This is a genomic window from Variovorax sp. 679 (assembly GCF_003952185.1).
GTDB lineage: Bacteria > Pseudomonadota > Gammaproteobacteria > Burkholderiales > Burkholderiaceae_C > Variovorax.
In genome coordinates, this window is record NZ_RXFS01000001.1 from 176,904 (window position 1) to 195,188 (window position 18,285).

Consider the following 18,285-nt stretch of genomic DNA (forward strand, 5'->3'; position numbering starts at 1 on the left):
GAAGTTCCTCACGGCAGCGAACTCAATGCCTGGATCGCGCGCTCGGCGAAGCGCATCACGTCGCGTCCCATCCAGCCCGCGGTGGCGATGATCGCGACCATCACCGCGATCATCCGGATGGACTGGCCGATGCTCTGGTCCTGCACCTGCGTCACGGCCTGCAGCACCGCCACCACGAGGGCCGTGAGCGTCGCTACCGCCACCACCGGCAGCGAGATCCACAGCACGAGGAGCAGGCCCTCGCGCGTGATGTCCAGGATGTTCTGCGGAGTCATTGCGTTGTTCTTGCGGTGCGCCTTCGAAGGCTGTGAAAAGTTCATCAGTGGGCTTGCGGGTTGGTGACCCAGCCCACCGGCTGCAGGGCCACGTCTTCATCGACTTCCTGGTAGGACAGCACCGGCAGCAGCGGTGCCACCGGCTCGATCAGCGTCTTGATGTAGCGGCGCACGTCCGAGGAGGCGATGGCCACCACGCGCGTCGCGGCCGACCCGAGGATGCGGCGCACCTGCTCGCGGATGTCCTGCGTGACCGCCGGGCTCAGCAGCAGCAGGTTGCCGCGAGGCGAACGCTCGATCGCGTTCTGCACGCGCTCCAGCAGGCTCGACTCGAACAGGATCGCCTCGAGCTGCCGGTTCGGCCCCACGTAACGGCTGGTGATGTAGCGCCCCAGGTCGATGCGCACCAGCTCGGTCAGCGCAATGGCGTCCTGCTCCTTCGGCGCCCAGGTCGCGAGACATTCGAAGATCGCATGCAGGTTGCGGATCGGGATGCCTTCCTGCAGCAGCCGGCGCAGCACCTCGGCGATGCGCTGGCTCGAGGCCACGCGCGACACCTCGGCCGCGAGCTCGGGCGCGTCGCGCTGCACCGAATGCAGCAGGCGCTGCACCTCCTGCAGGCCGATGAGCTCGCGAACGTTGCCGCGCACCGCGTGGTCCAGATGCAGGCCCACCACCTCCTCGTTGTCCCAGGTCTTGAACCCTGCAGCCTCGCCCGGCACCCAGACCACCCGCGCGAAGGGACCGAAAGGCTCGGCCACCTCGGCTCCGGCCGGCGGTGCGGCCGCCTCGGCCGGATCGAGCATCAGCCACCCGGGCCTGAGCGTGCCCCCGGTCACGGCGACGTCGTGCACGAGAACCTGGTAGCCGTTCTCGGCAAGACCCTCCGCATACGCGAGCTGCAGGCGCGGGAACACAGGGCCGAGATCGGACTCGACCGCGGTCTTGACCTTGGCCAGCTGCAGGTCGAGCGCATGGCGGTCGACGCCGCCGCGCAGGCCGCTCGACAGCCGCACCGCCAGCGGCGCCGCGATCGCGTGGTCGCCGTCGGCATCTTCCTGGTCGGCGCCTTCGCGGTGCGAGATCCAGCCCGGTGTCTGGTTCTTCTGGCGCCGCATGCGCACGGCGAAACCCAGGCCCAGCAGCACCGCTGCCAGCAGGCCGAACACCCACTTCGGAAAACCCGGCACGACCAGGAAGCTCGCGACCGCGAGGCCCGCGATGATCAGTGCGCGCGGGTGCGCCATCAGCTGCTGACCGATCTGGTTCGCGAGCTGCGTGTCGCGGCGCTCGCCGGTGCTCACGCGCGTGATGACGATGCCTGCCGCGATCGACACCAGCAGCGACGGAATCTGCGAGACCATGCCATCGCCCACCGTGAGGATCGCGTAGCGCTGCAGCGCGCCGCCCAGGCTCATCTCGTGCATCATCGTGCCGATCGCGATGCCCGCGAGGATGTTGACCAGCGCGATCACGATGCTCGCGATGGCGTCGCCCTTGACGAACTTCATCGCGCCGTCCATGGCCCCGTGGAGCTGGCATTCCTGCTCCAGCATCTGGCGGCGCTTCTGCGCCTGCGCGGACGACAGCACGCCGGCGCGCACGTCGGCGTCGATGCTCATCTGCTTGCCCGGCATCGCATCGAGCGCGAACCGCGCGGCCACCTCGGCCACCCGCTCGGAGCCCTTCGCGATCACGATGAACTGCACGATCGCGATGATCAGGAACACCACGCCGCCGACCACCACGTTGTTGCCGACGATCAGCTTGCCGAAGGTGTCGATGATGTGGCCCGCATGCGCATGCAGCAGGATCAGCTTGGTCGACGCGATGTTCAGCGCGAGACGGAACAGCGTGGTGAACAGCAGCAGCGACGGAAAGGTCGAAAGCGACAGCGCCGAAGGCACATACATCGCCACGATCAGCAGCACCAGGCTGATGGCGAGGTTGCTCGCGATCAGCAGGTCGAGCAACGGCGTGGGCAGCGGCAGCACGAACAGCGCGACGATCACCACCAGCAGGCCCGCGAGCAGCAGGTCGTTGTAGCGGCCCGCGCTGCCCAGCAGGTCGCGCATGCCACCACCACGGTAGGTCGGGAAGGATCGCGGAGAACTCGCCATGGCGTCTTATTTCTTGCGGATGTTCCGAAGTGCCGCGCGATGCCGATTGCATTGCATCGCTTCGTTGTCGGTCGCGAGGAATGTCGCGACGGGACGGACTCTATGCGCCGCCATCCATCCACGGCAACAACGAGTTTTCGTAAACGGCCACCACGTGTGGTGCGCGCGGCACTACGTGTTTGCGGACTACCTTCGCGCAACGCGGCTGGCTAAGCTGCCGGTCCCGATGCGAGCCGTCTCGCGTTGCTCCGAGGCATGAAGAAGGTGACAAGAAGCACAGCCGCCAGCATCCGCATCCCGACCGAAAGCGCTCATGCCTGACGCAGTCACGGAGCTCGGCGAGGCCCGCGCATTGCCGCGTGCCGATGCCTCCAATGTGCGCGCGCTCAATCGCCTCTACGGTGCCGCGCCGCTCCCCGACATGGCGGCCGCGCGCGGCGCGCGCTACCGCATCCGCTGGCACCACGACCCGGCCTTCGGCCGCACCGCGCGCGAGAGCTTCCGCTTCAGGCTCGGCGCGCACGTCGGCCATCTCGCGATGGACGCGCCCAGCCTCCAGGCGCTGCTGGGCGAGCGCCGCATCGACCTGCTGCCGCGCGACCTTCGCTACATCCTGCTTGCCGACGCGTTGCATCCGTTGATCGATGCGCTCGAGAAGGCGCTGCGGCTTCATTTCGAATGGCAGCCTTCCGAAGCGGAAGCGCGCGAGGCCCACGAGCGCAGCCTGCAGGCGGTGCCGCTTCACTGCGATCCGGAACGCGCGGCCTTCTTCGTCGCCATGCCGCTGGAAGGCAGCGCCGTGCTGCGCGGCTTCGTGCAGTTCGAGGATGCATCCACGCTCGACGCGCTGGTGCCCGCGGGCTCCGGCTCGCGCCACAACGCCCACGCCGCCAATGCCTTCGACGCGCTGCGCCTGCCCGTGAGCTTTCGCCTCGGCAGCACGCCGATCCGCCTGGGCGAGGTCGGCAGCATCCGGCCAGGTGACATCGTCGGCATCGAGCAATGGAGTTCTTCGGGAGCCGCCATCGTGGTCACGGCGGAACTCGGAGGCCCCGCGGGCCGGCATCTTTCCGCCTTCGCCGAAGGCTCGCGCATCACCGTTCAGCAATCGAGAGACAGTGCCATGAAGCCAGACACACCCGCCCTCGCGACCGACGCCGCGGACAACGCCAACCTGCCGATCGACCGGCTCGACGCGCTGGAGGTCACGCTGCGCTTCGAGGTCGGCGACCTCTCCGTGTCGCTCGGCGAACTCAGGAGCATCCGCGCAGGCCACGTCTTCGACCTTGGCCAGCCGCTCAACCGCAGCCCGGTGCGCATCCTTGCGCACGGCAACGTGCTGGGCAAGGGCTATCTGGTCGCGGTGGGCGACCGCCTGGGCGTGCGCGTGTCGGAATTCGCGCCGGGCGAAGTCTGAGGAGCCGCCCCTCAAGCGGTCCATACCCATGCAAGGCGGACTTCCCGAACCCCTCACGCTGGTCGCGCTCATCGTCGCCTTCGGCATCGCGCCGTTCGTGGCGCTGATGGTGACGAGCTACACCAAGCTGGTCATCGTGTTCGGCCTTCTGCGCACCGCGCTGGGCCTGCAGCAGACGCCGCCCAACATGGTGCTCAACGGCATCGCGATCATCCTGTCGGTCTACATCATGGCGCCGGTGGGCATGGACATCGGCGACACGCTGCGCAGCCGCAGCTTCGGCGCCAAGGGCGAAGGACTGGGCGACATCATGGCCGTCATCGATGCGGCCAAGGCGCCGGTCAAGGAGTTCCTGCAGAAGCACACGCACGAGCGCGAGCGGCAGTTCTTCCTGAAGTCGGCCGCCAACATCTGGCCGAAGGCGCGCGCCGAACAACTGAAGGACGACGACTTCATGGTGCTGGTGCCGAGCTTCACGCTCAGCGAGCTCACGCGAGCCTTCCAGATCGGCTTCATCATCTACCTGGTGTTCGTGGTGGTCGACCTGATCGTCGCCACGGTGCTGCTGGCACTGGGCATGTCGATGATCTCGCCCACCACCATCTCCCTGCCGTTCAAGCTGCTCCTGTTCGTGATGCTCGACGGCTGGACGCGACTGGTGCACGGGCTCGTGTTGTCGTACCGATGAGCTCGCGACGGTCCATCACTCTTCGGCCGCGGCGGCCATCGCGCGGCCCCGCTGATCCACGCATCGGTGCGCGCCCGTCTACGAAAACTCGTTGTTGCCCGCGCGCGGCGATGCCACTTAGAGTTCGCGCGGCATCGGAGCCGGCCGGGCTGTTCCGCGCGCCCTTCTTTCAATCTGCAACTTCATCCGGGGTCTTATGGTTCTAGCAGTCAGCAGCGATGGGTCGGGAACGCAATCCGCCGCACAGGCGGCGATGGAGGCATTGGCGGCCGCCAGGGCTGCCGAAGAACTGCGGCGCCAGGCGGAAGCCGCGGCGAAGCGCGCGGCCGAGGAGGCACGACGACAGGCCGAGGAAGCGCGCAAGCAGGCCGAAGCGGCGCGCCGCAAGGCGGAGGAAGCGCGCAAGGCCGCGGAAGCCGCCGAAGCCAAGGCCGAGAAGAGCAAGGCCGAAGCCGACCAGCAGGAAGCCACCAAGGCGCGCAGTGCCAGCGACGCGGCCGAGCGCGATGCGCTCAAGCAGGAAGCGGCGAGCAACCTCAAGCAGAAGCAGTCCACGCTCGCCGATGCCAAGCTCGACGACATCCGGCAGCGCCGTGCGGACAACAACCCTTCCGAAGCCACGCGCGCCGCGCAGGGCGAGGTCGACGCGGCGCAGAAGATGAACGCCATCTTCGAGCCACCGGCCAACCAGCCCAAGGACCAGGCCCCTGCGACCAGCCCGGGCGCGCAGGACCTGCTCGACAAGGCACAGACCGCCGCCAAGCCTGTGTTCAAGGCGCAGGCGAACGGCGGCGACGGCACCAAGGAACAGAAGACCGCGGTCGACACCGCCATGACGGACTGGCTGCAGGCCGCCGAGCAGGACATGCGCAAGGCCAGCCTCAAGGCGATCGCCGAAGGCAAGGACCCGAACGACGCCATCGACAAGGTGGCGGCCGACGCCCACGACGCGCTCGACAAGGGCGGCGTGTTCGACCCGGAGAGCATCGGCAAGTACATCGACAAGGCTCGCGACGGCGTGCGCGCGGACTCGCCCGAGGTGCGCCAATTGCGCGGCGAGCAATACGACGCCGGCCAGGCGGGCAAGGCGCGCGTGGCCGATGCGCGCAGCCAGGCGCAGGACACCGACGCCGCCGCGACCAAGGCCGAGAAATACGCCGCCGGCTTCGGCACCGAAGGCGGCGGCAACGACACGATCATCACCGCCCGGCAGAACGCGAAGGCCGAAGCCGAGCGCCTGCGCGCCGTGGCCAACCGCGCCAAGTCCGAACTCCAGAGCGCCGAGAAAGCCTTCGGCACCACCGACCCGTCGGACCCGCAGAACCCGAAGACGAACACCCTCGGCACGGTCGATGCCGACTACAACGCGCGCGTTGCCGACGCCGAGGTCAAGGAGCTGAGCTTCAAGTACGACCAGGCGGTGGCCGGCGGCGATGCCAAGGAGATCCAGAAGGCCGACGCTGCCCTGCGCGATGCGCAGCAGGGCCAGCGCTACATGCACGCGCTGAGCGACGACCTCGACGCCGGGCTCGGGGCCAGCGACGCCGAGAACGCCAAAACCGACGCCGAGAGCGCATGGAGTGCGGCATCGCTGCAGCGCCCCGCCCGCGTCACGGTGACCGAGCACGATGGCGACAAGACCACGACGCGGAACATCGACCCCGACGGCTACGATCCCGCGTTCTGGGCCAAGCCCGGCAGCGAGGAAGGCAAGAAGGTCCAGAACATCGACGGCAAGTACTTCTACGTCGACGGCGACAAGAAGACCGAGCTCGATCCCCTGACAGCCGCGCTGTACGCCGCGAACGAGAAGCACGACGCCGCCAAGGCCCGCAACGACCAGACCACGACCACGCTGAACGCGGCCAAGGACGACCTCTTCGGCGGCGCCGACGGCAGCCGCGCCAAGCTCGACGAGGCCGGCTATCTCGATCGCGCGGACACGATCAACCAGGGGCTGACCGACGCCAACAACGCCGTCGCGAACGCCCGGCCGCAGGACCTGGGCCGGGCGCTCGAGCAGCAGCGCGCCGCGCAGGCCGACGCCAATGCGCTGAAGGCCATGCAGGACCTGCGCGCGGCCGAACGCGACCAGGCCGCGGGCAAGCCTGTGGACGGCGGCAAGCTCGATGACCTGCGCGTGGCCGCGCGCGAGGCCCAGCGCCAGGCCGACGCCGCGAAGCCGAAGCTCTCGGCCGACGACGAGAAGAAGATGCGCGAGACGCAGCTGCCCGCGGCGAAGGAGGCCTACGACAAGAAGGCCGCGGAGGTGAAGACGCTTACAGAGCCCGGCAGCAAGGCCACCGGGGCCGAGCAGCAGAAGGCGCTCGACGAGCTCGACGCGCTGGACCTCTCCAAACGCGACATCGAGACCCAGCTCGGCCAGATCGATGCCGAGCGCGCCTGGTATGCCGCGCGCTACCAGTACGACCGCACGACCTTCGCCAAGCCGCAGCTGACGATGTTCATGAACGGAGACAAGTCGACCACCGGCGACGTCTACCCGAAGAACTACGACCCGACCTGGAACATCAAGCGCGGCGATGACGGCAAGGTCAGTGCCGAGGGCCTGCCGCGCGGCCTCTCGCCCGACGACATCGAGGTGCACGCGGACTGCAACGGCGGCTACAACGTCACGATCAAGAAGGACTCGAAGGTCTTCGGCTGGCAGCAGTCCGACCAGGGCAAGATGGTCGACTTCTCGGTGCGCGCCGGCACCTACAAGATGAACCCCGCCACGGCCGCACGGTGGAAGACCTCCGAGTTCGGCGACGGCGACCTGGCAAAGGCGCGCGGCGCGCGCGCCGACGTCGAGAAGCGCCTGGCGCAGGCCGCGGCCGACGCGCCGCCGCAGCCCGGCGCACAGCCGTCGCTCGGGCCCGACGGCAAGCCCGTGCCCACGCTGAACTTCGGCGACGACCTCGCGCCGCGCAAGAAGACGGTGGACAAGAACTTCACCGACGCAACCACCGCGCTCGACAAAGCGCAGGCCGACTACAACGCCGGCACAGGCGACCGCACGGCACTGGGCAACGCACTCGAAGATGCCAAGGCGCGCGTCACCATCGCGAAGAACGAACAGACCGCAGTCGATGCCGCGATCGCCTGGCAGGAGGCCAACCACGCGCGCCAGCGCATCGAAGCCGACACGCGCGCGGGCCGCGCGCTGATGTGCTACGCCACCTCGCCGCAGCAGACCGCCGACGATGCGCGCGACAAGGCCGACGCCGCGCGCAAGGACTGGCTCAGCTCCGTCAACAAGTTCCACGCCGACACCGCGGCGCGCGATCTTGCCGCCGCGAAGTCGGCGCACGAGAAATGGAAGAGTGCCAACCCCGGCCTGGCCGAAACCGGCAGCGACACATGGAAGGCACTGCAGGCGGCGCAGACCCAATCGGACACGGCCGTGCGCTACCAGGCCGCCGGCGCACGCGACAACGCCTACGCGCAGCAGCAGAAATTCACCATCGAGAACCTGCCGTTCAACCAGCGCGACGACAAGCGCGCGCTCTACCGGCTGTTCGAGCAGAACCCGCAGGTGATGGCGCAGGCCATCATGAACGACCAGTTCGTGCAGTACGGCGGCGGCCCGATCGAGATGAAGAGCCGCACGCAGCTCGAGAACGAGATCGGCCTCGCGCTCGGCTGGAACCCCAGCCGCTCGCTCGACGCCGCGACGCAGGCCGACAGCGAGCGCATCCGGCAGAACCAGCGCCTCTTCGGCAACCTCGGCGACGCGCAGAAGGAGCTGCTCTCGAAGATGGTCGACAAGGTGGTGGAAGTCGGCGGCGAGCACGCGCGCGTGACCGTGCTGCCCGTCGTCTACGCCCTCGACAGCGACGACGGCGGCATCATCAAGACGGCGATCTTCAAGGTAGAGAGCAAGGACAAGCCCGGCGAGACCAAGCTCGTCGACGAACAGGCCTGGACCTACAAGAACCTCACGGACTACCGCGCCAGCAACAGCCTGCCGGTAGAGGGCGTGAAGCTCGTGACGCCCGAGGATGCCAGCTACTCGCTCGACCAGAACGGCAACGTCAAGCTCTTCGCCGGCGACGCGCGCACCGAGACCGGATGGGAGACCTTCCGGCGCGCGACCCACCTTGACATGGTGGTTGCCGGCGTCGGCCTGGTGGCCGGCGTGGCGCTGACGGTGGGCTCCTTCGGCACGCTCGCGGCGCCGGGCGTCATGCTGGCGGCCGGAGCGTTCACCGTGCTCGCGGCCGGCTACGGCGTCGCGACCTCGGTCGAAGACCTGAACAAGCTCAGCGCGCACGGCCAGAGCATCAATCCGGCGAACAGCGAGCAGGCGCGCATGGACTGGCTGAACCTCGGCCTGTCGACGGTCAGCGTGCCGGTGGTAGGCGCCTCCACGCGCGCCACCATGGCCGCGCTGCGCGCAGGCCGGGCCGCCAAGGCGGCCACCGCCGCGGAAGCCGCCGGCGACGCCGTGACGGCACAGGCACGCGCGGCCGACTTCGCGCGCTACGCGAAGACTGCCCAGGCCTGGGGCAAGCCCGCGGCGATGGCCTCCAAGCCGCTCGGCCTCGGCAGTGCCTACGCCACCGGGGAAGGCGTGCACTCGCTGGTGAAGAACTGGGACCAGATGAGCCCGGCCGAGCGCGAGCAGCAGATCATGATGCTCGGCGTCAACGCCGCGGGGTTTGCCTCGCCGATCTTCGCCAAGGGCTACGTGCGCGTGCACAACGCGATCAAGCCGCCGTCCACGAACACCGCGCGGCCCGCGGTCGCGAACCGGCCGGCCGGCACGGTGGGCGACGAGGCGCGGAACACGACGCCCACCGACGCGGCCGCGCCCGCGCGGCCGGCGCAATCCGCGTCGCCCAAGCCCGTAGATGCGGTCGATGTTGCCGATACGGCCGGCACCGCCAAGCCGGCGGACGCAACGGCAAAGCCCGATGCGCTCACGCCGTTCCGCGAGCCTCCGCGCATGAGCGTCGCATGGCCCACGACGCCGCGTACGGTGCCCGCCGACGTGGCCGGTCCGGCGGCGCTGCCGTCCATCGTGACCGATGTCTCGTTCAACCCGGTCATGGCCTCGGTGCGACGCGCGGGCGATACCGCCGATGCCCCGGGAACCGCGCGCACACCGACGGGCGCACGCAGTCCCCAGGAGAAACGCTCGGACCCGGGCTCGAACATCGCGGAAGATGCACCGCGCGCCAACGCACCCTTCGTGCGCTCGGCGCAACGCATCGGGCTGAAGCAAAGCGCAGGCACGAAGGATCTGGTCAGTGTGAAGTCCACGCCGGCGTCGCCCGCCAAGGGCGATGAGGGCAGCTTCGCCGTCTACAGCCCGGCACAGGACCCCGAGCTGGGCGGGCCCACGAGCTATCCGCTGCCGGCAACCAGCCGTCTCGGCCAGACGAACTGGTCGGATTCGCTTCTCACCGTATTCGCCGCCGGCGGCGAAGCCGAGGGCGTGCGCTACTACGTCTATCCGCGCACCGTTGACGACAGCGGCTTCGTCTTCGCCGCGCATCGCGACGGCTTGCCCGCCGGCCCGGACAGCCCCAGTGCCGCGCAGCGCGCCAGCGACCATGCACGGGGCGAAAACAGCGGCGACTTCTCCGGCGTCCTGCCAGCTCACTACGCCACCCTCGACGAAGCGCTCGCGACGGTGCAGCCAGAGGGCTTCGTCGCACTGGGCGACGAGATCGCGATCGTGCACGCGGCAAGCATCGCGCCGGACGGCAGCGTCCCGCCCTCGGCCGTGATGGCCACCGTGAAGGTCGAAACCACGCAAGGCGGCCCCGCGAAGGCCACGCAGGTCACCGCCCATCCGGGCAGGCCCGCCCTGCGCATCGCCTACCCCGAGGGCTATGCGCCGGGCCAGCCGCTGATCTACACCAGCGCCAACGGCCAGCGCGTCGACCTGCTCAACACGCAGTCCGGCCGCAGCGAGATGGGGATCAACGCCTTCCGCCGCCGCGTGGCCGACCTCGAGATCTTCGCGCCGGGCGAGCGCGCCGCGCGCAGCGACGGCCAGCCGGGCAGCGAGGCGGTCCCTATCCCCGAGGGCTACTTCGCGGTCAACGGCCACGGGCTCGAAGGCATGATGAACGACGCGAGCGGCAATCCGCTCACGGCCGAGGGGCTGGCGCGAGCCATCGTCGCGCACGAGAACTATCACGGCCAGCCGGTGCTGATGCTGTCGTGCCTCAGCGGGGACGGCGCGGTGCCGATGGCGCAGCGCCTGGCAACGCTGCTCGGCCACGACGTGTACGCGGCAACCGAGTCGGTCATGATGAACAACCGCGACGCGAACGCGCCGGGCTCCCTCTACACCCGGCGCATCTCCCTGAGCAACGAAGGCAGCTCCTACAACGGTGGCGCGCTCAAGGCCGAGCCGCTGCAGTCGCTGCCCATCGTCGGAATCCGCGAGAACGGGCGCACCGTCTACGACGACATCGCGGTGCAGGGCACGCCGGTCTACGCGCGCTTTCGCCCGGGCCTGCCGATCGAGCCGGCCGGTGCGCAACCCGCCGCGCCGCGCGCCGCATCCGCCATGCCGGAGCCCCCGCGCACGACACGACCGATCGCGCCCGAGCGGCCGCGCACCGCCGGCACCGGCCGCGGCGACACCGACACGCCCTCCGTCAAGACGGGCGGCCTGCCGAGGGACCCCGCCGCCACCGGCGTGGATGCGCACGGCGCTCCCCTGCCGCCGACCACGCTCGGCACCGGGCGCAGCTGGCTGCAGATCGGGCTGCGCGGCGACAGGCTCGTCGCGTTCCACCAGCGCGCGAGCGAGCCCGGCTCGGGGCTGCGCCCGTTGCAGCCCTCGCCCGACGAGGCCGCGGTGACGGCCCGCATCACCGAGGATCCCGCCGCGGGTTCGAACGTGCGCTTCGCGGTTCATCCGATGGCGCCGGGCGAAACCATGTATGGCGGCACCGGCGTGCGCGCCAAGCGCAACAACACCTTCGGGACCTTCGCCGAGGCGTCCGCCGCGGCGCAGCAGAAGGGCGGCGCGTGGGTGTACCGCATCCATCCCGACGGCAGCATGGCGCCGCTGACGAAGCGCGGCCGCGCAACGCCAGAGGAGATCATGGGTTCGGTGCACGTCGGCGCGGACGGCCAGCCGATGCCCATCGGCATTCCGAACGTGCGCTCGGCTGCATGGCGCGAAGGCGCGACTGCGCCGGCGGCTCCGAGCACGGCGGCGGCCAACCACCAGGCAGGCGAATCCACCGGCCTCGCGATGGTCGAGCCCGACATGGACGCGCTGCTCGAAGGGGGCAGCGACTACACCAAGCCGCGCCCGGCCTACGCGGGCCCGGCCACGCTGCGCGAGCTCCAGGCGAGCAAGGCCCCGGCCACACCCGAAGACGTCGAGCAGACGCACTACCTCGCAAGCGCCGGCTCGCCGGACGGCCATGCCGCGCGCGACGTTCCGCTGCGCACGCGCTTCGTGCAATGGGCGCGCGGCAAGGAGCCCTCGTTCATCGGTGCACCGGACTACGTCGGCGGGCGCTACGTCCTGGCCCAGGACGCGGCCGGCCTCAACCAGGGCGCGCCCGATGCGACCTTCCCGCTGCTCGGCCGCTCGCACGTGTACTCCAGCTTCGAGAGCGCGCGCGCAGCGGCGGCCGCGCATGCCAACGCCGAAGGCAGCAGCCTCGTGGGCGTGGTGCGGCTGATCGGCCCGAAGACCGAGATGGCCCAGGTCGCGGCCACCGGACGCTTCACCCAGGCGCAGGTCGACGGCATCGTCGGCGTGCGCCCCGACGGCGCGGTACATCCCGTCAGCATCAGCAACCGCCAGGCCGCGCATGCGCCGAAGCCCGGCGAGGTCTTCGTCGATCCGCACAAGACGATGGAGAAGAACGATCAGGTCATGACGCCGGCGCAGAAGAGGAAGATCTTCCTCAAGTCGGTGGGCTACATGGTCGGCACCGGCGCTGCCTTCTATGGCGCCGTGCGCTTCGGCGGCGCGGCACTGGGCCTGCACATGACCAACCCGGCGCTCGGCGTCGCCGGCGCTTCGCTCGGCGGCTACGTCGGTGCGCGCGCCGTGTTCCTTCGCTACGCCTACGAAGCCTTCTTCTACCGCGGCAGCATCGCGGGCCTGAAGCAGGGCGGCAAGATCCGGCTGCAGAAGTATCTCAACCCCAAGGACCAGGACACCTTCGCGCTGATCGGCAACATCGCCGACCCGGCCAAGCGCGAGGCCTCGCTGTTCCAGCTCAAGAGCCAGCTCGACAGCTGGCACGCGGCGCGGCGCGGCATCCAGGACCGCCACGACTATGCCAAGGCGCTGAGGATCCTGTCGAGGAACCCCGACAGCACAACCGCCCTCGACACGCTCTACAAAGGCGCCATCGAGCGCAGCGCTCGTCCGGTGATCGGCAAGCGCGGCTGGCTGAACCGGATACCGCCGGCGCTTCGCAACGACTACGCCCAGGCGCTGAAGGCCTTCAACGCAAACCCCCGCGACACCCAGGCCGCGGCGCTGCTGATGACCGCACCGGAAGTGGGACGCGGCACCCAGCATGCGGGATTCGTGCGCGGGCGCCTGCTGCGCAACGTGCCGGGCGCGGACCGCGCGCGCTACCGCGAGGCAGTGCAGACCATGGCGACCAGGAGCGGCGACGTCAACGCCGCTCTCAAGACACTCGAGGGCATTCCGCTCGACACCGTCGCGCGCCAGACCACGGGCGCCCGCGGCGCATTCCGCGGCATTCCGAAGGCCGACCGCCAGACCATCGCGATGGCGACGGAAACGCTGCGCGCCAACCCGTCGGACGAACGCTCGCGCGCGGTGCTGGACCAGAGCCCCGGCAAGCTCACTTCGCCGAACTCGCCGGTGGGCCGCGCGCTGTTCGGCGCACGCGTGCTGAGCTTCGGGCTGAGCCACTCGGCGGGCACGCGGCTGTACCTGAACCCATTCTTCGACGCGCCGAGCCACCAGTGGACCTGGGACATCACCACGCTCGACGGCGTGCGCCAGTGGATCGGCAACGAAGGCAGCCTGCACTATGCGGTGGGCAACGCCACCGGCCTCGGCGCCAGCGTGGCGAACCGCTACGCATCGATCGCGCAGGCGCGCAGCGGGCATGTCATGAGCGAGCGCGGATCGACCAAGGCCCCGGTACCCAAGGCCGGCGAGACGCCGCCGCCCAAGGCCACCACGGCGCCGCTCGACAAGGACGGCAATCCGCTGCCGGTCTACAAGGCCACCAACGGCTACTCGTGGTTCAGGCGCGTCCTCATCGGCCTGGGCAACCCGAAGGCGGTCACGCACGACGGCGTGGCACCCGACGGCGGCCCGATGGTCAAGCGCACCTTCACGCAGCGCCTGGCGCAGTTCTCGTCGTGGGGCGACTCCAGCGGAACCATCGGCCTGACGATCTCCGACAGCATCCAGGCCTACATGTACATACGCGCCGGCCAATGGGACCTCGCGACACCGCAGTTGGTGAAGGTGGCGAGCGACATAGGCATCTTCCGCGGCACGCAGAAGGACTACATCGACGAGTACCGCTCGAACCGGCAGATGGGCCCGATGGTCTACCACTCGCGCCTGACCAACTACTTCAACGCCCCGCTCGGAGAGGCCAGGACGAATCCGACCGAGACCTCGCACGGCTGGATCCGCCGCGGCGCGGCGCCGCTGGTGCTGCTCGGCGTGGCCGTCGCCGCGCGGGTGGCGGCCGAGGAATGGTCGATGCACGAGAAGAACAAGAAGCCGCAGCAGCCGGCCCCTACACCCACACCCACACCCACACCGACGCCCACTCCTTCGCAGACGACCACGCCGGTGCCGACCCCGTCCCCCACCCTGACGTTCACTCCGACACCGATACCCAAGTCGACGACAACGCCCAACCCGACACCGAATCCGAAGCCCACGCCTCCCCAGCATGGTGGCGTGCGTTTCATCGTCGACACGATGCAGCCCACGGCCGTCGAGCTTCAGGCGATGCTCGATGCGGGCACCGCGCAGGACCCGCTGCAGCCCGTCAACCCGGCGCTGTCGAACTTCCTCAACGTCGACCCGGGCCACTCCCAGCGTACGAAAGCGGCGGAGGTATTGCTCGCCTGACGTGGACGCGACCCGTGCGGGGCCGCGTGGGGTCGCGCGGCATCAGTCGACGATGCCGTTCCTCGCCGCCGGCGGCTGCAGCGCATCGAGCGCCGACAGCCGCCGGTACTCGCTCGGTGCCACCGCATAGGTGCTCATGAAGGTCTTGTGCAGGTGGCTCTGGTCGCTGAAGCCGGCTGCGTGCGCCGCATAGGTCACGCGGGCGCCGCCGGCCATGAGGTCGCGCGCGTATTCGATGCGGTGCCCCACCAGCAGCTCGTGCGGCGTGAAGCCCCACGCGTCCTTGAAGCGGCGATGCAGATGGATCGGGTGCCAGTTGACCGCCTCGGCAAGGTCGTCGAGCGTCAGGCGTTGCTGGAAGCCGGTGGCGATCAGGCCGTAGGAGCGGCGCAGGCGGTCGTCCGCTTCGCCTGACTCGGTCGTCTTGCCGGCTTGCAGCGGGATCCACTGCGCGAGCAGGCGGCGCACCAGTGCGCGCGCCGCGATGCCCGCGTCCTCGCGGCCCGTGTCCGCGATCTCGTGCAGCAGCCGGTGGCACTGCGCAAACTCGCGCCCCCAAGGCTCGCACGCGAACACCGAGACCGGTTCGGGCTCGGGCCCGTGCACGCCTTCGTCCGCCTCGGGCACCGGGTTCACGCAGCGTGCAACCGCCACGCTGCAGTACATCGCGTCCTCGCGCCAGGGCGTGCTTCGCGCCTTGATCGAGTGCCAGACCTGCGGACCGATGCGCAGCAGCGCACCAGGGGGCACCACGGTGACGCCGGCGCTGGTTCTCACATGCAACTCGGTGTCGGAAACCGACAGCGTGTAGCCGCCATGCCGGTGCGCCCGGATCTCTCGTTGAACGAACCGGTTGGCGGTGAACTGCAGGCCTGCCAACTCTTTGTCGCGCCAATAGGAAGATGCAAGAAGTTCCATGGAAGCTAAGAATCTACATGGCGGGAAAGCCGCCGCTTGCTAATGTCCCGGCATCGATTTGCGCCCACGGATCCAACGATTCAAGCGCATGAATGTGTGTCGATGGCGGGCTGGATTCTATGAATCCCGAACCGTTGCGACAACCGGAATTCCAACGGAGACAGAACCCATGAGACCGACCCTGCGTCACTGGCGCGCGCTGCTGTGCGGCGCGCTTCTCGCATGCCTTGCATGTCTTTCCAATGCGCAGGAACTGCGTATCGGGCTGAGCAGCAATCCTTCATCGGTCGATCCGCATTTCGTGAACAACGATGCGATCAGCGCGGTGGTGAGCCACGCCTACGAAACCCTCGTCGCGCTCGACGCCGACGCACGCCTGACACCCGCGCTCGCGACCTCGTGGCGCGCCGTCGACGACACCACCTGGGAGTTCAAGCTGCGCGACGGCGTGAAGTTCCACGACGGCAGCCCGCTCACCGCGCAGGACGTGGTGTTCTCGCTCGAGCGCCCCGCGACCATCGTCAACAGCCCGAGCTCGTTCGCCGCCTACACGCGTTCCATCACGGGCAAGAAGGTCGTCGACCGCCTCACGCTGCAGCTGACGACCGCCACGCCGGCACCGCTGCTGCCGAACGACCTCACGCGCATCTTCATCGTCTCGCGCAAGTCGGCCGAGAAGGCCAGCAGCGACGACTTCAACCAGGCGAAGGTGCAGGCCGGCACCGGCCCCTTCAGGCTCGTGAAGTTCACGCCCGGCACCGGCGTGCAGTTCGCGCGCTTCGACGGGTACTGGGGACCGAAGCCGGCGTGGTCCGGCGTCACGCTGCGCGCCCTGCCGGCCGAATCGGCGCGCATGTCGGCACTGCTGTCGGGCGACGTGGACCTGGTGGAGAACGTGCAGGCCAACCTGGTCTCGCAGTTCCGCCAGAACAAGAGCCTGAGCGTCTTCACCAAGGTGTCGAGCCGCGTGATGTTCCTCTACACCGACCATCGCGATACCTCGCCCTTCGTCACCGACAAGGACGGCAAGCCGCTCGATCGCAATCCGCTGAAGGACGCGCGCGTGCGCCAGGCGATCTCCAAGCTGATCGATCGCGGCGTGCTGGCCGAGCGCGTGCTCGACCAGCTCGGCGTGCCCACCGGCAACCTGGCCGCGAACGGCATGTTCGGCTTCAACCCCGAGCTCAAGCCCGATGCCGTCGACGTGCAGGGCGCGCGCCAGCTGCTCGCCGAGGCAGGCTATCCCGCGGGCTTCGGCCTCACGCTGTTCGGCCCGAACGACCGCTACGTCAACGACAAGCAGGTCGCACAGGCCATCGGCCAGATGCTCACCCGAGGCGGCATCGTGACCAAGGTGCAGGTCTCGCCGATGGCGACCTATGTCGGACGCGCCTCGAAGAAGGAACTGGGCTTCGGCCTGCTCGGCTGGGGCGTGGGCGGCGGCGAGCCCTCGGGCGCGCTGCGCGGCCTGCTCGCCACACCCGACAAGGAGCGCGGCATGGGCGCGACCAACTGGAGCAGCTACAGCAATCCGCAGTTCGATGCGCTGCTGAACGAAGCGCTCAACACCGTCGACGACGCGAAGCGCGAAGCCCTTTTGCGCAACGCCACCGCGCTCGCGCTGAAGAAGGACTACGCGATCATTCCGCTGTACCACCAGGTCTCGACCTGGGCCGCGCGCAAGGGCCTCACGATGGTGCCGCGCGTCGACGAGTTCACGCAGGCCCAGCAGGTCCATGCCGAGGCGGAGGACCGCAAGTGAGCGACATGTCCGACCTGCCGCATGTGCTCGACCACCTGCCGCCCGCGTTCATGGGCGCTTCGGCGCGCACGCTGCACGAGGTGCTGCCGGCACCGACGCTGATCCACCTGCCCGGCCTGCGGCCCCGGCCGGTGTTCGTCTCGGTGCTGCTGCATGGCAACGAGGACGCGGGCCTGCTGGCGCTGCAATCGGTGCTCGCGAAGTTCGGAAACCGGCCACTGCCGCGCGCCCTCTCGATCTTCGTCGGCAACGTGGAGGCCGCGCGCGCCGGCGTGCGCCGACTGGAAGACCAGCCTGACTACAACCGCATCTGGCCGAGTGCCGCTCCGGCCACACCGCACCAGCGCATGGCGGCGCGCGTGATGGAAGCGATGCGCGAGCGCGAGGTTTTCCTGGCCATCGACCTGCACAACAACTCGGGACGCAATCCGCTCTATTCCTGCCTGAGCTCTACCGGCGCGGAGCATCTGCGGCTCGCGCGCATGTTCTCGCCGCTCGCGGTGCTCATCCAGGCGCCGCAATCTCTGGGCGCCGCGTTCACGCCCATCTGCCCGACGGTGTGCTGCGAATGCGGCGAGATCGGCAACGCCGAGGGCGTGGCACAGGCCGCGACGCTCATCGAACGCTGCCTCGCCGACGACTTCGGAGACGGCACTGCCCATGACGACGCGAAGGCGATCGACATCTACCAGGCCTTCGCGATGCTCAAGGTCGCCGAGGGCCTCACGCTGAGCTGCGACGGCCAGGCCGCCGACCTCCAGCTGCCGCCGGAGATCGAGTCCTTCAATTTCCGCGCGCTCGAGCCCGGCCACGTGATCGCCACCACGCTGTCGCACCCCGACGCGGAACCGCTTCGCGCCTACCGGCTCGACGGCGAGGCGATCGCCGGCATGCTGGTTCGCAAGGGGGCCGACGTCTGCCTTTCGACGCACGCGGTCGCCGCCATGTTCACGCGCGACCTGCGCGCCATTCGCCAGGACTGCCTCGGCTACCTGATGCAACGCGTGCCCGCACACGCGCTCTAGGCCGCACGCAC

The 18,285-nt window shown here is 69.3% G+C and carries 8 protein-coding genes; 5 read left to right on the forward strand and 3 right to left on the reverse strand.

Going from position 1 to position 18,285, the window contains the following annotated elements:
* Window positions 1-8: 8 nt before the first annotated feature.
* Together sctS and sctV are read right to left on the reverse strand one after the other, a co-directional pair.
* On the reverse strand, window positions 9-275 hold the full coding sequence (sctS, locus tag EJO71_RS00905) for a type III secretion system export apparatus subunit SctS (protein WP_093200459.1): 267 nt from the start codon (window positions 273-275) through the stop codon (window positions 9-11).
* 44 nt (window positions 276-319) lie between these two features.
* Window positions 320-2,395: a type III secretion system export apparatus subunit SctV gene (gene sctV, locus EJO71_RS00910; RefSeq protein ID WP_125947235.1), complete on the reverse strand. Its 2,076-nt coding sequence runs from the start codon at window positions 2,393-2,395 to the stop codon at window positions 320-322.
* Window positions 2,396-2,708: 313 nt separating this feature from the next.
* Here sctV and sctQ point away from each other — a divergent pair, with 313 nt between their 5' ends.
* The 3 genes from sctQ (at window position 2,709) to EJO71_RS00925 (ending at window position 14,569) form a co-directional block, all read left to right on the forward strand.
* Window positions 2,709-3,812 (forward strand): type III secretion system cytoplasmic ring protein SctQ, encoded by a 1,104-nt coding sequence (gene sctQ / locus EJO71_RS00915; protein ID WP_125947234.1) that lies wholly within the window; start codon window positions 2,709-2,711, stop codon window positions 3,810-3,812.
* 28 nt (window positions 3,813-3,840) lie between these two features.
* Window positions 3,841-4,500 (forward strand): type III secretion system export apparatus subunit SctR, encoded by a 660-nt coding sequence (gene sctR, locus EJO71_RS00920; protein ID WP_125947233.1) that lies wholly within the window; start codon window positions 3,841-3,843, stop codon window positions 4,498-4,500.
* Window positions 4,501-4,753: 253 nt separating this feature from the next.
* On the forward strand, window positions 4,754-14,569 hold the full coding sequence (locus tag EJO71_RS00925; RefSeq protein WP_125947232.1) for a DUF4781 domain-containing protein: 9,816 nt from the start codon (window positions 4,754-4,756) through the stop codon (window positions 14,567-14,569).
* A gap of 42 nt (window positions 14,570-14,611) precedes the next feature.
* On the opposite strand, the gene EJO71_RS00930 is transcribed toward EJO71_RS00925, so the two are convergent.
* Window positions 14,612-15,487, reverse strand: a complete 876-nt coding sequence (locus EJO71_RS00930) for a helix-turn-helix transcriptional regulator (RefSeq protein WP_125947231.1) — start codon at window positions 15,485-15,487, stop codon at window positions 14,612-14,614.
* 169 nt (window positions 15,488-15,656) lie between these two features.
* Here EJO71_RS00930 and EJO71_RS00935 point away from each other — a divergent pair, with 169 nt between their 5' ends.
* Both EJO71_RS00935 and EJO71_RS00940 read left to right on the forward strand, forming a co-directional pair.
* Window positions 15,657-17,249 carry an ABC transporter substrate-binding protein gene (locus EJO71_RS00935; RefSeq protein WP_125947230.1) on the forward strand — a complete coding sequence of 531 codons (1,593 nt, stop codon included), beginning with the start codon at window positions 15,657-15,659 and terminating at the stop codon, window positions 17,247-17,249.
* The gene (locus EJO71_RS00940) at window positions 17,246-18,274 is read left to right on the forward strand and encodes a M14 family metallopeptidase (RefSeq protein ID WP_125947229.1); all 1,029 of its coding nucleotides are present in this window, start codon (window positions 17,246-17,248) and stop codon (window positions 18,272-18,274) included. The genes EJO71_RS00935 and EJO71_RS00940 overlap by 4 nt, the downstream gene beginning before the upstream one ends.
* Window positions 18,275-18,285 lie beyond the last annotated feature (11 nt).

Bases quoted from the DNA above. Each gene is read 5' to 3' on its own strand.
- sctV (WP_125947235.1), bottom strand. From the start codon at position 2,395: ATGGCGAGTTCTCCGCGATCCTTCCCGACCTACCGTGGTGGTGGCATG.
- EJO71_RS00925 (WP_125947232.1), top strand. From the start codon at position 4,754: ATGGAGGCATTGGCGGCCGCCAGGGCTGCCGAAGAACTGCGGCGCCAG.
- sctR (WP_125947233.1), top strand. From the start codon at position 3,841: ATGCAAGGCGGACTTCCCGAACCCCTCACGCTGGTCGCGCTCATCGTC.
- EJO71_RS00935 (WP_125947230.1), top strand. From the start codon at position 15,657: ATGAGACCGACCCTGCGTCACTGGCGCGCGCTGCTGTGCGGCGCGCTT.
- sctS (WP_093200459.1), bottom strand. From the start codon at position 275: ATGACTCCGCAGAACATCCTGGACATCACGCGCGAGGGCCTGCTCCTC.
- sctQ (WP_125947234.1), top strand. From the start codon at position 2,709: ATGCCTGACGCAGTCACGGAGCTCGGCGAGGCCCGCGCATTGCCGCGT.
- EJO71_RS00930 (WP_125947231.1), bottom strand. From the start codon at position 15,487: ATGGAACTTCTTGCATCTTCCTATTGGCGCGACAAAGAGTTGGCAGGC.